At 75.5% G+C, this 13990-nt stretch carries 10 protein-coding genes; 2 read left to right on the plus strand and 8 right to left on the minus strand.

Features of this window, described 5'->3' with window-relative positions:
• Nucleotides 1–56: 56 nt before the first annotated feature.
• Together purH and purN are read right to left on the minus strand one after the other, a co-directional pair.
• Nucleotides 57–1634, minus strand: coding sequence for a bifunctional phosphoribosylaminoimidazolecarboxamide formyltransferase/IMP cyclohydrolase (gene purH, locus ACFWIS_RS16695; protein WP_380462507.1), 1578 nt, complete (start codon nt 1632–1634; stop codon nt 57–59).
• A complete protein-coding gene (purN, locus tag ACFWIS_RS16700) occupies nt 1631–2290 on the minus strand; it encodes a phosphoribosylglycinamide formyltransferase (protein ID WP_380462508.1) in 660 nt (219 codons plus the stop codon). The genes purH and purN overlap by 4 nt, the downstream gene beginning before the upstream one ends.
• A gap of 373 nt (nt 2291–2663) precedes the next feature.
• Between purN and ACFWIS_RS16705 the strand changes: the two genes are divergently transcribed.
• The gene (locus ACFWIS_RS16705; protein WP_380462509.1) at nt 2664–3323 is read left to right on the plus strand and encodes a hypothetical protein; all 660 of its coding nucleotides are present in this window, start codon (nt 2664–2666) and stop codon (nt 3321–3323) included.
• 16 nt (nt 3324–3339) lie between these two features.
• Here ACFWIS_RS16705 and ACFWIS_RS16710 read toward each other — a convergent pair whose 3' ends face one another.
• Nucleotides 3340–4752: a DUF6350 family protein gene (locus ACFWIS_RS16710; RefSeq protein WP_380462510.1), complete on the minus strand. Its 1413-nt coding sequence runs from the start codon at nt 4750–4752 to the stop codon at nt 3340–3342.
• Nucleotides 4753–4884: 132 nt separating this feature from the next.
• Here ACFWIS_RS16710 and ACFWIS_RS16715 point away from each other — a divergent pair, with 132 nt between their 5' ends.
• The gene (locus tag ACFWIS_RS16715; protein WP_380462511.1) at nt 4885–6744 is read left to right on the plus strand and encodes a LuxR C-terminal-related transcriptional regulator; all 1860 of its coding nucleotides are present in this window, start codon (nt 4885–4887) and stop codon (nt 6742–6744) included.
• Nucleotides 6745–6821: 77 nt separating this feature from the next.
• Here ACFWIS_RS16715 and sucD read toward each other — a convergent pair whose 3' ends face one another.
• The 5 genes from sucD to ACFWIS_RS16740 form a co-directional block, all read right to left on the minus strand.
• Nucleotides 6822–7706: a succinate--CoA ligase subunit alpha gene (sucD, locus tag ACFWIS_RS16720; RefSeq protein WP_380462512.1), complete on the minus strand. Its 885-nt coding sequence runs from the start codon at nt 7704–7706 to the stop codon at nt 6822–6824.
• Between the two features lie 18 nt (nt 7707–7724).
• Nucleotides 7725–8897 carry an ADP-forming succinate--CoA ligase subunit beta gene (sucC, locus tag ACFWIS_RS16725; RefSeq protein WP_380462513.1) on the minus strand — a complete coding sequence of 391 codons (1173 nt, stop codon included), beginning with the start codon at nt 8895–8897 and terminating at the stop codon, nt 7725–7727.
• A gap of 291 nt (nt 8898–9188) precedes the next feature.
• A complete protein-coding gene (locus ACFWIS_RS16730; protein WP_380462514.1) occupies nt 9189–10400 on the minus strand; it encodes a VWA domain-containing protein in 1212 nt (403 codons plus the stop codon).
• Between the two features lie 24 nt (nt 10401–10424).
• Nucleotides 10425–12773, minus strand: a complete 2349-nt coding sequence (locus ACFWIS_RS16735; RefSeq protein ID WP_380462515.1) for a DUF5682 family protein — start codon at nt 12771–12773, stop codon at nt 10425–10427.
• The gene (locus ACFWIS_RS16740; RefSeq protein WP_380462516.1) at nt 12770–13852 is read right to left on the minus strand and encodes an AAA family ATPase; all 1083 of its coding nucleotides are present in this window, start codon (nt 13850–13852) and stop codon (nt 12770–12772) included. The genes ACFWIS_RS16735 and ACFWIS_RS16740 overlap by 4 nt, the downstream gene beginning before the upstream one ends.
• Between the last annotated feature and the right edge of the window lie 138 nt (nt 13853–13990).

The following is a 13990-nucleotide window of genomic DNA, read 5'->3' on the forward strand; positions in this document are numbered from 1 at the left end:
CCTCCTCGGAGGGGGCCGGGCCGCTTCGTGCGACTCAGCGGAAGATCACTGGAAGATCAGTGGAAGAAGTGCCGCGCGCCGGTGAAGTACATCGTCACGCCGGCCTTCTGGGCGGCCTCGACGACCTGCTCGTCGCGGATCGAACCGCCGGGCTGGACGATCGCCTTCACGCCGGCCGCGATCAGGATCTCCGGGCCGTCCGGGAACGGGAAGAAGGCGTCCGAGGCCGCGTACGAGCCCTTGGCCCGCTCGCCGGCCCGCTCGACCGCGAGCTTGCAGGAGTCGACCCGGTTGACCTGGCCCATGCCGACGCCGACCGAGGCGCCGTCCTTGGCCAGCAGGATCGCGTTGGACTTGACGGCCCGGCAGGCCCGCCAGGCGAAGGCCAGCTCGGCCAGCTCGGCCCCGGAGAGCGCCTCACCGGTGGCCAGCGTCCAGTTCGCCGGGTCGTCGCCCTCGGCGTGCACCCGGTCGGCGTCCTGGAGCAGCACGCCCCCGGAGATCGGGCGGACCTCCTGGCGGTTGGCCGGGGCGCCGGGGGCGACCAGCACCCGCAGGTTCTTCTTGCGGGCCAGCACCTCGACCGCGCCGTCCTCGTAGGCGGGGGCCACGACGACCTCGGTGAAGATCGGGGCGATCTGCTCGGCCAGCTCGACGGTGACCGGGCGGTTGACCGCGATCACGCCGCCGTACGCGGAGACCGGGTCGCACTCGTGCGCCTTGCGGTGCGCCTCGACCACGTCGGCGGCGGTGCCGATGCCGCACGGGTTGGCGTGCTTGATGATCGCGACGGTCGGCTCGGCGTGGTCGTACGCGGCGCGGCGGGCGGCGTCGGTGTCGACGTAGTTGTTGTACGACATCTCCTTGCCGTGCAGCTGCTGCGCGCCGGCCAGGCCGCCGGTGCCGTCGCTGTACAGCGCGGCGCCCTGGTGCGGGTTCTCGCCGTAGCGCAGCACGTTCTGCCGCTCCCAGGTGGCGCCCAGGAACTCGGGGAACCGCTCGTCGCTGGGGGCGTAGCCGGCCTCGAACCAGGAGGCGACGGCCACGTCGTAGGCGGCGGTGTGGGCGAACGCGGCACCGGCCAGGCGCTTGCGGGTGGCCAGGTCGAAACCGCCCTCGCGGACGGCCGTCAGCACGTCGGCGTAGCGGGCCGGGTCGACCACGACGGCCACCGAGGGGTGGTTCTTGGCGGCGGCGCGGACCATGCTCGGGCCGCCGATGTCGATCTGCTCGACGCACTCGTCCGGGGTGGCGCCCGAGGCGACGGTGGCCTTGAACGGGTAGAGGTTCACCACGACCAGGTCGAAGGGCTCGACGCCGAGCTCGGCCAGCTGGGCGCGGTGCGACTCCAGGCGCAGGTCGGCGAGCACGCCGGCGTGCACCCGGGGGTGCAGCGTCTTCACCCGGCCGTCCAGGCACTCCGGGAAGCCGGTCAGCTCGGAGACCTCGGTCACCGGGACGCCGGCGGCGGCGATCCGGCCGGCCGTGGAGCCCGTGGAGACGATGGCGACCCCGGCGGCGTGCAGGCCCTGGGCCAGCTCCTCCAGACCGGTCTTGTCGTACACGCTGATCAGCGCGCGACGGATCGGACGGATGTTCTCCGAAACGGGGGGCGTGGTGGAGCTGGCACTCATGCCGGAATCCATACCTTTCGGTCCTCGATGCGGTGACCTTCGCGGGCCAGCCGGCCCACGACGTCGACGAGCAGCTTGCGCTCGACAGTCTTGATGCGCTCGTGCAGCGCGTCGCCGCCATCGGCGTGGTCGGCGTCGACGACCTCGACGACGCCCTGCGCGATGATCGGCCCGGTGTCCACGCCGGCGTCGACCAGGTGGACGGTGCAGCCGGTGACCTTGACCCCGTACGCGAGCGCGTCGGTGACGCCGTGGGCGCCGGGGAAGGCGGGCAGCAGTGCGGGGTGGGTGTTGACGATCCGTCCGGCGAAGGCCGCGATGAACTCGGGGCCGAGGATCTTCATGAAGCCGGCCGTGACCACCAGGTCGGGCTGGTGGGCGGCGACGGAGGCGGTCAGCGCGCGGTCCCAGTCGGCGCGGTCCGCGAAGTCCTTCACCCGGTGGACGAAGGTCGGCAGGCCCGCCCGCTCGGCGCGCTCCAGCCCGACGATCCCGTCCCGGTCCGCGCCCACGGCCAGGATCTCGGCGCCGTAGGCCGGGTCGGCGACGGCGTCGATCAGTGCCTGCAGGTTGGTACCGGAGCCGGAGACCAGCACCACCAGGCGGGCCGGTCCGGGCGTACGGGGCGGGAAGAGCTGGGCGGGGGCGGCGGCCACTGCGCGATTCTCCGTAGGTCGGGCGCCGCCCGCTGGTACGTCCACCGGCGGTGGGGCCACTACGAACGGCAGGTCGAGCGAGGGGGAACACCAGGAGAACCCGCCGCGACGCGGGCCCCGGGAACCTGGGTGAGCTGCTGACCGTCACCACGATAACGGCTGGTCGGAGAGCCCCGGCACCCTCCCTGCGGCGCTACGCGCGTAGTTGAGACGGGGATCTCCTCGGCCCGCCGCGCCGGAGTTGCCCGCGGCCCGCGCGGGTCCGGGCAGGCCCCCACCGGGCTCTCGAACGCTTGCGGGATCATTGGGGCGGGGAAGACCGCTCCCGGGCGGCCCCCGAACGAGCCCCGACCGAGAAGGAACGGCTGAACCCATGAGCAGCGGCGACGACACCGACGAGCGCAACCCCTTCGCGCCGCCGCCCGCGGACGCCCCGGACCAGCCGTGGCGCCCCCGCAACCCCTGGCCCGGCCAGGGCCCGGACGGCGACCGCGGGCACCCGGCCGGCCAGGGCGGCGACCAGTCCGGCGACCGCCCCCCGCTCCCGCCCCCGTGGGGCCAAGGCTCCGGCGACGGCGGCCCCGGCCGGCGCCCCCAGGCCCCGCAGCCGCCCCGCCTCGACCCGACCGACCCGGTCCACCGCAAGGCCCGCAACGCCGCACTGGCCGGGCCCTTCGCCCTGGTCTGCCTGTTCGCGGGCTTCCACTGGATCGCCCTGCTGGTCGGACTGCTCGGCATCGCCTGGGGCATCGGCGCGCTGCGGGCCAAGCGGCCCGCCGCCCCCGCCCCCGCCCCCGCCGGCGGCGTCGGCCCCGCCGGGATCCCGGCGCCCAACCCGCTCACCCCGGCCGCGCTCGCCGGGATCCTCACCGGCGCGATGACCGTGGTGGTCGCCACCTCGGTGATCGGGCTCGGCGTCTACTACAAGGACTACGTCACCTGCGTGCAGGACTCGCTGACCAACGTCGGCGCCGAGAACTGCGACCGGTACGCGCCCCAGTGGTACGTGGACTTCGCCGGGAACGCCGAGTAGGGGCCGACCGGCCCGGTCAGTCGGTGGGGGGCCGGCCGCCCAGCCGAAGCACCACGGCGTACGCACCGGCGCGCAGCTCCAGCACGCTCCGGCGAGCCCGGAGCGTGAGCCGGGCGTAGGCGCCCGGCACGAACGCCGGCGCGTTGAGGTCGGCCTCGGCGTCGTCCGCGCCCGTGCCGTCCGCCGCGCGCCCGGGCCCCACCGGGCCGAGCACGCGGTGGCGGACCAGCAGGGCGCCCGGCACCGCCACCAGGGCCAGCCAGCCGGCCGCCGCCAGGCCCGTCCACCACGGCACCGGCCCCAGCCGGGCCATCCGCTCCGCCGCCAGCGCCCCGCCCGCCAGCCAGCCCAGCACCGTCGCCCCGGCGCCCAGCAGCGCCGCGGCGGCCAGCGCCGCCGTCACCGTCGCGGCGGGCGGCCACGGCTCGGCGGAGGTCCGGCCCCCCGCCGCCGCCCGGCCCAGCAGGACGGCCGGCACCAGCCCCGCCAGCAGCGGCAGCAGCAGCGCCGCCAGTCTCCAGCCGCCCGGGCCCTCCTGGGGCAGCAGGGCGAACAGCGGGAAGTCCGGCACCGGACCGAGCCGCGCGCCGACCGGCGACACCAGCGAGCCGGCGCCGACCTCGAAGCCGGCGCCCAGCGCGTACGCCGCGCCCCACAGCACCGCGTTCGGCAGCAGCACCACGGTGAGCAGCAGCAGCCCGGCCAGCGCGGCCGGCCCGCCGCCGAGCAGCGCCATCCCCCGCCCCCCGCCGAACACCGCGTCCAGCACCGCCGCCACCGCCACCAGCAGCCCGCCCGCCGCGACCAGGCCCGCCCCGGCCGCACCCGCCGCCCGGACCACCACGGCGGTGCCGCCGGTCGGCCGCCAGCCCGGCGGGAGCCGGTCGAACAGCGGCTCGGCGCCCGGACCCCCCGGCTCGACGGACCGTACGCCGGCCGCCGTCGCCAGCCCGGCCAGCAGGGCCACCGCCAGGAGGTCCGGCAGCACCCGGCTGCGGAACAGCCCGGTCCCCGTACAGTGCAGCGCCACCGCCGCCGCCACCGCGCAGTACCCCGCCCACAGCGCCACCGGGCCGCCCCAGCGCGAGCGCAGCCCGCGCCGCGCCGCCACCCCGGCCCCCGCCCGGTACAGCCGCACCACCGCCAGGGCGCCGAGCAGCAGCGGAGTGACCGTCAGCGGGGCGTCCGCTCCCCCGCGCAGGACCGGCGCGCCGTGCCCGAGCAGCCAGAGGGCACCCGCCAACCGGGTGGCTCCGGCCGCGTCCGAGTCCGCGTACGGCGTCGCCACCCAGAGCCCCAGCACCGGCACCCCGACCACCGCCAGGCCGACCAGCGCCGTCCGCACCCCCGCCAACAGGTCGGCCAGCACCGGGCGTCCACCCAATTCGCCCGGCACTTGCAGGACCGGACGGCCCATCAGCTGCGTCATGCGCCTCATGGTGCCAAGGCGACTCGCCATGCCCCGTGAACCAGCAAACCGCCGCCGTGTCCCAGATTATTGTCTTATGCGCCTTTTCAGACCCTGCCCCCAAGCCGCCGCCGCCCCGGCCAGGAGCGTCTGATGACCACGCCCCCCACCCGAGCCGCCGACCCGCTGCGGAAGCTGACCCCCCGTGAGGCCGAGACCCTCGCCCACCTGGCCGCGGGCCACGGCCTCGACCAAACCGCCGCCGCACTCGGCGTCACCCCCACGACCGCCCGCAGTTATCTCCACCGGGCCATGCGCAAACTCGGCTGCCCCACCGAGGCCGCCGCCATCGCCCTGCTCGGAACCGCACCCCCCACCGGCCCGGGCCGGCGCCCCCCGGCCGCCCCCGCCGACCCCAACCGCACGCGAGTGACCCCCACAGCCCCGGGAGAACGCAGCGGCATGACACAGACCACCCCGACCACCGGAGAGCCCGGCACCGGCCGGCCGACGGCCGACGGCGAACCCGGCGCCCCGGCCACCCCAGCGGCCGTACGGCCGACGGACGGGGGCACCCGCCCGCCGTCCAAGGCCCGCCCCGGGCCGAAGGCGCCCCCCGCCGTCGCCGCGCGGAAGGACGCGCGGAAGGAGCAGCGCCCCGCCGGACGCGGCACGGACAAGGCCGCCGGGCGCGACGGCCACGACACGGCCGCCGACCGGGCCGGGAGGCGGACCGCAGCCCCGGCCCCCGCCGAGGCCAAGGCCCGGGCCCAGATCAAGGCCAAGGCCACGCCGGCCGTACCGTCGCCCGACGCGGCACGCGGCCCGGCCGGGGCCGAACGCAAGACTCCGCCGGGCCCGGCCTCGACCCCGGTCGTCGCCCCGACCGAGCGCGACACCGCCGAGCGCGACACCGCCGAGCGCGACACCGCCGACGCCCGCGAGCGGATCAGCCAGGCGCTCACCGAGGCGGGCCACGGGCGGGACCTGACCGAGAGCTTCGAGGAGTTGTACGAGGGCGCGCACACCCGGCTGGTGCAGCAGGTGTTCCTCCTGACGGCGTGCCGGCACCGGGCGGTGCACTGTGTGCGCCGGGCCTTCGGGGACGCCCGGCAGGACTGGGGCGGGGTGGTCGGCTCGGGGGACCCGGAGGGCTGGGTGCGGGTGCGGGCCTGCGAACTGGCGCTGTCGCCGTGGCGGCGGGGCGGTCCCCGGCGGGTGCACGCGTGGACGCTGCCGCACCGGCGGATCCGGGTGCGGCCGGCCGACGAGGCGCAGTCGGTGCTGCCGGACCACGACCGGCTGACCGACCGGGACAAGGCGCTGCTGAAGGCCCTGCGCCGACTGTCCCGGCCGCAGCGCCGGGCGCTGCTGCTGCACGACGGGCTGGGGCTGCCGGCGGCGGCGATCGCGGTGGAGGTGGAGTCCACGCAGGCGGCGGCCGAGGGGCGGGTGTGGGCGGCCCGGGCGGCGCTGGCCCAGTGGGTGCCGGAGCTGGTGGGGCCGGACCCGGCGGCGCCGGGGTTCGCGGACGGGCTGAGCAGGCTGCTGCACCGGGCGGCGGTCCGGGGCTGCCCGGAGCCGCCGCGGGCGCCGGTGCCGGTGCTGCGGGCCAAGCACCGGCTGGGGACGGCGAGCCGGACGGGCGCGGCGGTGCTGCTGACCGTGGCGGTGGGCGGGGCCACGGTGGCGACGCTCGCGGGGCTGCGCCCGGCGGCGCTGTTCCACCGGCCGGAGCCGCCGGTCCCCGCGCTGTGCGTGCCGGCCCCGACCGCGGAGGTGGCCGAGCCGGGTGTGCCGCTGCTTCCGGGCGGGGCGCCGAACGGCATCAGCAGCCTGTGGTGCAGTCCGGCGCCCGGGCTGGCGGCGGTGGTGGCGGAGCCGCAGGCGCAGGCGGTCGCCCGCTGGGAGTTGCCGGTCGCGGCCCGGGGCGCCGCCCCGCCCCCGCAGCAGGACCCGGCGGCGTGCCCGAGCTGGTCCCCGCTGCCCTGCGGCACCGGGCCCACACGCTGAGGCACGCCCCGGCTCCGGAAACGGCGAGCGCCCCCGCCCGAGGAGGGCGGGGGCGCTCACCGCGCGGGTGACCTGGGTCAGCCGGCGATGATCTCGCGGGCCAGGCGGGCGGTCTCGGACGGCGTCTTGCCGACCTTGACACCGGCGGCCTCGAGGGCCTCCTTCTTCGCCTGGGCGGTGCCCGAGGAGCCGGAGACGATGGCGCCGGCGTGGCCCATGGTCTTGCCCTCGGGGGCGGTGAAGCCCGCGACGTAGCCGACGACCGGCTTGGTGACGTGCTCGGCGATGTAGGCCGCGGCACGCTCCTCGGCGTCGCCACCGATCTCACCGATCATGACGATGATCTCGGTCTCCGGGTCCTCCTGGAAGGCCTTGAGGGCGTCGATGTGGGTGGTCCCGATGACCGGGTCACCGCCGATGCCCACGGCCGAGGAGAAGCCGATGTCGCGCAGCTCGTACATGAGCTGGTAGGTCAGGGTGCCCGACTTCGAGACCAGACCGATCTTGCCGGAGGTGGTGATGTCGGCCGGGATGATGCCGGCGTTCGACTGTCCGGGGCTGATCAGGCCGGGGCAGTTCGGGCCGATGATCCGGGTCTTGTTGCCCTTCGAACCGGCGTACGCCCAGAAGGCGGCGGTGTCGTGCACCGGAACGCCCTCGGTGATGACGACGGCCAGCGGGATCTCGGCGTCGATGGCCTCGACGACGGCGGCCTTGGTGAAGGCCGGCGGCACGAAGAGGACGGAGACGTCGGCGCCGGTCTCCTTCATGGCCTCGGCGACGGAGCCGAAGACCGGGATCTCGGTGCCGTCGACGTCGACCGTGGTGCCGGCCTTGCGCGGGTTGACACCGCCGACGATCTGGGTGCCGGAGGCGAGCATGCGGCGGGTGTGCTTCATGCCCTCGGCGCCGGTCATGCCCTGGACGATGACCTTGCTGTCCTTGGTAAGGAAGATAGCCATGGTGTTAAGTCCCCTTCCTTACTTGTTGGCCAGCTCGGCGGCGCGGTCGGCCGCACCGTCCATGGTGTCCACGCGCTGGACCAGCGGGTGGTTGGCGTCGTCGAGGATCTTGCGACCCAGCTCCGCGTTGTTGCCGTCCAGGCGGACGACCAGCGGCTTGCTGACGTTCTCGCCCTTGCTCTCCAGGAGCGCGAGGGCCTGCACGATGCCGTTGGCGACCGCGTCACAGGCGGTGATGCCACCGAAGACGTTGACGAAGACCGACTTGACGTCGGGGTCGCCCAGGATGATCTCCAGGCCGTTCGCCATGACCTCGGCCGAGGCGCCGCCACCGATGTCGAGGAAGTTGGCCGGCTTGACGCCGCCGTGCTTCTCACCGGCGTAGGCGACCACGTCGAGGGTGCTCATGACGAGGCCCGCGCCGTTGCCGATGATGCCGACCTGGCCGTCGAGCTTGACGTAGTTCAGGCCCTTGGCCTTGGCGGCGGCCTCCAGCGGGTTGGCCGCGGCCTTGTCCTCCAGGGCCTCGTGCTCGGGCTGGCGGAAGTCCGCGTTCTCGTCCAGGGAGACCTTGCCGTCGAGCGCGATGATCTTGCCCTCGCCGGACTTGATCAGCGGGTTGACCTCGACGAGGAGGGCGTCCTCGGCGATGAAGACCTTCCACAGCTTCTGCAGGACCTCGGCGACCTGGTCGGCGACCTCCGCCGGGAACTTCGCCGCGGCGACGATCTCGGCGGCCTTCTCCGGGGTGCAGCCCTCGTTGGCGTCGACCGGGATCTTGGCGAGCGCGTCGGGGTTCTCCTCGGCGACGACCTCGATCTCCACGCCGCCCTCGACGCTGGCCATGGCCAGGAAGGTGCGGTTGGTGCGGTCCAGCAGGAACGAGACGTAGTACTCGTCCTTGATGTCCGCGGTCTGGGCCAGCATCACCTTGTGAACGGTGTGGCCCTTGATGTCCATGCCGAGGATCTGCTCGGCCTTGGCGACGGCGTCCGCCGGGTCGGCGGCGAGCTTGACGCCACCGGCCTTGCCTCGGCCACCCACCTTCACCTGAGCCTTGACGACGGCACGGCCGCCGAAGCGCTCCGCGATGGCGGCAGCGTCTGCGGCGGTCTCGATGACATCGCCGTCAAGCACGGGCACGCCGTGCTTGGCGAAGAGGTCCCTCGCCTGGTACTCGAACAGGTCCACGTGTTTGTCCTTGTTCGTGGTCGCGGATTGTGTCTCTACGAGCGTGCCACGGCAGGATCTTCGCTGCGGGTCGTCGAAGCGGTGCGGGTACGCAGAGGTACGGCCTTGCGGCCCGCACAGCCCCGGGCGCACACGTCAATCAACACGCGCGTCACGTCCGTCTGGCAGGTTATCCCCGTGGGACGGGCCCGTTCCGCCCGGGGCCCTGTCCGGCTTGGGTGAGAACCGTCACAGACCGGCCCGGACGGCCCGTCCGCCGATCGGGCGACTTCACCCGCCCGGGTGAACTCGTCACACTCCCTGGTCAGCCCCCTTGATCAGGTGCCCGGGGATCGGGCGCTTCTCGATCGCCGCCGCCATGATCTCGGGGAAGGCGTCCGGGGTGCAGGCGAAGGCCGGGGCGCCCAGTGCGGCCAGGGCGGCGGCATGGGCGTGGTCGTAGGCCGGCGCCCCTTCGTCGGAGAGCGCGAGCAGCGCGATGAACTGGACCCCGGCCGCCTTCATCGCGGCGACCCGCCGCAGCATGCCGTCCCGGATGCCGCCCTCGTAGAGGTCGCTGATCAGCACCACGATGGTCTCGGAGGGCCGGGTGATCTTCGACTGGCAGTAGGCGAGCGCCCGGTTGATGTCGGTGCCGCCGCCGAGCTGGGTGGCGAACAGGACGTCGACCGGGTCGGTCAGCTGCTCGGTGAGGTCGACCACCGAGGTGTCGAAGACCACCAGCCGGGTGTCCAGGGTGCGCATCGAGGACAGCACCGCGCCGAACACCGCCGAGTGGACGACCGACGGCGCCATCGAGCCGGACTGGTCGACGCAGAGGACGACGTCCTTCTTCACCGCGCGCTGGGCGCGGGCGTAGCCGACCAGCCGCTCGGGCACGACGGTGCCGTGCTCGGGCAGGTAGTTCTTCAGGTTGGCCCGGATCGTCCGGTCCCAGTCGATGTCCCGGTGGCGCGGCCGGTTCACCCGGGCGCTGCGGTCCAGGGCGCCGCCCAGGGTGGCCCTGGTCCGGTCGGCGAGCCGGCGCTCCAGATCGGCGACCACCTTGCCGACCACGGCCCGGGCGGACTCCCGGGTGGTCTCGGGCAGCGCGTGCTTGAGCGACAGCAGGGTGCCGACCAGGTGCACGTCCGGCTCGACGGCCTCCAGCGTCTCCGGCTCCAGCAGCAGCCGGTCCAGGCCGAGCCGGGTGATCGCGTCATGCTGCATCAGCTGGACCACGGTGGACGGGAAGTACTCGCGGATGTCGCCCAGCCAGCGGGCCACCTGCGGGGCCGAGCCGCCCAGCCCGGCACTGCGGCGACCGCCGCGGGGCGCGCGGGCGCCCTCCTCGGGGGTGCCCCGGTAGAGCGCGGCGAGGGCGCCGTCCATCGCGGCGTCACGGCCGCGCAGGGTGCGGCCGGTGCCGTCGGCCTCGCCGCCCAGTACCAGGCGCCAGCGGCGCAGCCGTTCGTCGGCCGGGCGTTCGTCGGTCGGGCGTTCGTCGGTCGGGGTCGCTGCCATCGGATCCTCCTCGGACGGCGGGGGTCAGGTGTTGCGGCCGGTGGCCTGGCGCGGGATCAACGGCCGGACGCCGAGCAGCAGGGCCAGCACCGGGACGGCGGCGTCGGCGCGCTCCCGGTCGAGCTCGCCGGTCGCCTCGGGCGCCGCCGGGGCCGCGCCCAGCGGGCCGGCCGCGACCCGGCCGCCGATGGCGGTGCGCACGCCCGCCTCCAGGCCGGCGAAGGTGCGCCGCAGCAGGGGCAGGACATCGGTGAAGACCTCGCCGCCGACCCCACTGAGCCACTCGTCCAGCAGGGCGAGCAGCCGGGGGTCGTGCAGCAGCAGGGCGCCGCCGCCGGTGAGGAAGCCCTCGACCCAACCGGCCGCGTCCGCCGGGGCGTTGGCCGTCGACAGCACCAGGCGCAGCCTCCGGCCGGCCTCCTCGGAGTCCAGCCGGCCGTCGTCCAGCAGCAGCCGCACGGCGCGGCCGCGCAGCAGACCGGGGGCGCCGGTGGCGGGCCCCCCGGCGGGCTCGCGGCGGGCCAGCGAGCCCAGGGCGGCGGCCCAGCGGGCGGGCAGGCCCTCGTCGGGCCCGGCGGCGGCCTCGGCGGTGCCGGCGGTGGCGGTGTCCGGGGCGAGCAGGGCGATCGCGCCGTGCACCTCGTCGATCCGGGCCCGCATCGCCGTCGCGCTCTCGGCGTCCAACCCGACGCAGGCGGGCGGCAGTCCGACGCAGACCCGCTCGGCCAGGCCCTCCGCGGCTTCGGCGAGCGCGCCGTGGTCGGTGCCGCGCACATCGCCGTAGCGCAGCGCGCGGACCAGCGCGGGCAGTGCGCCGGCCAGGTGCGCGACATCGGTGTCCAGGGCCGCGCAGTCGGCGAGCACCCGCATCACTGCGGGCAGCGCACCGGAGAGTCCGGCCAGCAGGCAGGTCTCCACCAGGCCGGTCAGCTCGGCGAGTTCGACAGCGGCACGGGCGGTGCCGACCGCCTTGTTGACGGCGGCCTCCGCCACCGTGGTGCCCCACTGGGCGGCCTCGGCGATCCGGACCGCGAACTCGGGCTGCCAGCACAACCGCCAGCTCTCCCGGAAGGTGCCGGTGGAGTTGACCGCGGAACGGGCCGGCACGCCCCACTCGACGCCCAGCAGCCGCAGCCGGTGCAGCAGCCGGGAGCGGGCCGCGTCGGTGTCCTTGCGCAGGTCGAGGTCGAGGTCCCGGGGCGCCGCCTCCGGCTTGAGCCGCAGCGAGCGCTGCAGCCGGGCGAGGTCGCGCTGCAGCGGCACCGCCGGGGCGGCGTCCGGCACCTCGCCGAGCGCGTCGCCGACCACCAGGCGGTCCCGGACGAGCTCCAGGGCGACGTCCGAGCCGTCGCAGAGCACCGCGCGGACGGCGTCCAGGGTCTCGGTCAGCCCGGCCAGCGGGCGGCCGCGCAGGACGGCGAGGGTCTCGGCGAGCCGGACCGCCTCGATGACATGGGCGGAGGAGACCGGGTGGTCCTCAGCGCGCAGCAGGTCGGCGGCCCGGGTCAGCCAACGCGGCACCGGGTCGCCCACGGCGGTGAACAGGTGGTGGTACCAGCCGGGCGACTGGATGCCCGCGCCGTAACCGGCCGCCTGGGAGAGCCGGCGGTGCGTCCACGGGATCCAGGTGATGTCCGTCCGCACCTTCTTCGGCAGGCCGGCGAGCAGCGCCCTGTCGTGGGCGACGGTGGGCATCGCCGCCAGCGCGGGCACGTGGAAGGCGCCGCAGACCACGGCGATCCGGCCGTACCCGGCGCGCCGGGCGGCCCGGATCCGCTGGCGCATGTGGGCCTCGCGCAGCTCGTCCCGGCGGGACTCGCCGAGGCCCTCGGCGCGCAATGCGGCCATCGCCTCGGCGACGGCGGCGAACGGGGCCAGCGCGTCCGCGCCGGGGGCGCGGTGCTCGACCACGTCCTCCCACCAGCGCTCCGCGTCGTCGTGGCCGGCGGCCTCGGCGAGCAGGGCCAGCGGGTCGGCGGGCAGGTCGTCGGCGGGCAGGTCGTCGGCGGGCACGTCGTCGGCGGCCTCCTCGGCGTCCTCCCGGGGGACGGGCGCGAAGCCGTGGGCGGCGGGCAGGTCGATGAAGTGGACCGGCAGGTCGCGGTCCACGGCGTACCGGATCGCCACCCACTCCGGGGAGAACTCGGCGTACGGCCAGAACGCGGCCCGCGCCGGGTCGTCCACCGCGTGGGCGAGCAGGGCGACCGGCGGCACCAGGTCCTTCTCGGCGGCGAGGTGCACGACGGCGTCGGCCTCCGGCGGGCCCTCGATCAGCACCGCGTCCGGCTGCCACTGCGCCAGCGCCGCCGCGACCGCCCGGGCCGAGCCGGGCCCGTGGTGCCGGATGCCCAGCAGGGCGACCTCCGAGGTCACGCCGTCACCTCGCGGGCCGCGCGGTAGAAGTCCTTCCAGCCGTCGCGCTCGCGCACCACCCCTTCGACGTACTCGCGCCACACGGCCCGGTCGGCCACCGGGTCGCGGACGACGGCACCGAGGATGCCGGCCGCCACGTCCCCGGCGCGCAGCACGCCGTCGCCGAAGTGGGTGGCCAGGGCGAGGCCGTTGGTCACCACCGAGATCGCCTCGGCGGTGGAGAGGGTGCCGCTCGGGGTCTTGACCTTCGTCCGGCCGTCCACGGTGAGGCCGGCCCGCAGCTCGCGGAAGACCGTCACCACCCGCCTGATCTCCTCGGCACCGCCCGGCAGTTCGGGCAGGTCGAGGGAGCGGCCGAGCTGGCCGACCCGGCGGGTGACGATGTCGACCTCCTCGTCCAGCGAGCCGGGCAGCGGCAGCACCACCGTGTTGAAGCGGCGGCGCAGCGCGCTGGACAGCTCGTTGACGCCGCGGTCGCGGTCGTTGGCGGTGGCGATCACGTTGAAGCCGCGCACGGCCTGGGTCTCGCCGCCCAACTCCGGTACCGGCAGGGTTTTCTCGGACAGGATGGTGATCAGACTGTCCTGCACGTCGGCCGGGATGCGGGTGAGCTCCTCGATCCGGGCGATCTTGCCGTCCGCCATCGCCCGCATCAGCGGCGAGGGCACCAGGGCGTCCCGGCTGGGGCCGTGGGTGAGCAGTTGGGCGTAGTTCCAGCCGTACCGGACGGCCTCCTCGGGGGTGCCGGCGGTGCCCTGCACCAGCAGCGTGGAGTCGCCGCTGATCGCGGCGGCCAGGTGCTCGGACACCCAGGTCTTCGCGGTGCCGGGCACGCCGAGCAGCAGCAGCGCGCGGTCCGTCGCCAGGGTGGTGACGGCGACCTCGACGATCCGGCGCGGGCCGATGTACTTGGGGGTGATCCGGGTGCCGTCGGGCAGCTCGCCGCCGAGCAGGTACGTCGCCACGGCCCACGGCGACAGCTTCCAGCGCTCGGGGCGCGGACGGTCGTCCTGCGCGGCCAGCGCGGCCAGTTCGCCGGCGAAGGCGTCCTCGGCGTGCTGCCGCAGAACGTCGGTCATGGGGGCTCCTTGAGGTCGGCCGCCGGGCGTACGGGTGCCCGGGCGGCAGGGTGATCGGGGGCGCGTCCGGCCGGGTCGCCACGGGCTCGGCGAAGCTCGGAAGGACACGCTCCAGGGGAGCCAGGTCGGCGTCCCGGC

Origin of the sequence: Kitasatospora sp. NPDC127060 (assembly GCF_042724935.1) — a bacterium.
GTDB lineage: Bacteria > Actinomycetota > Actinomycetes > Streptomycetales > Streptomycetaceae > Kitasatospora.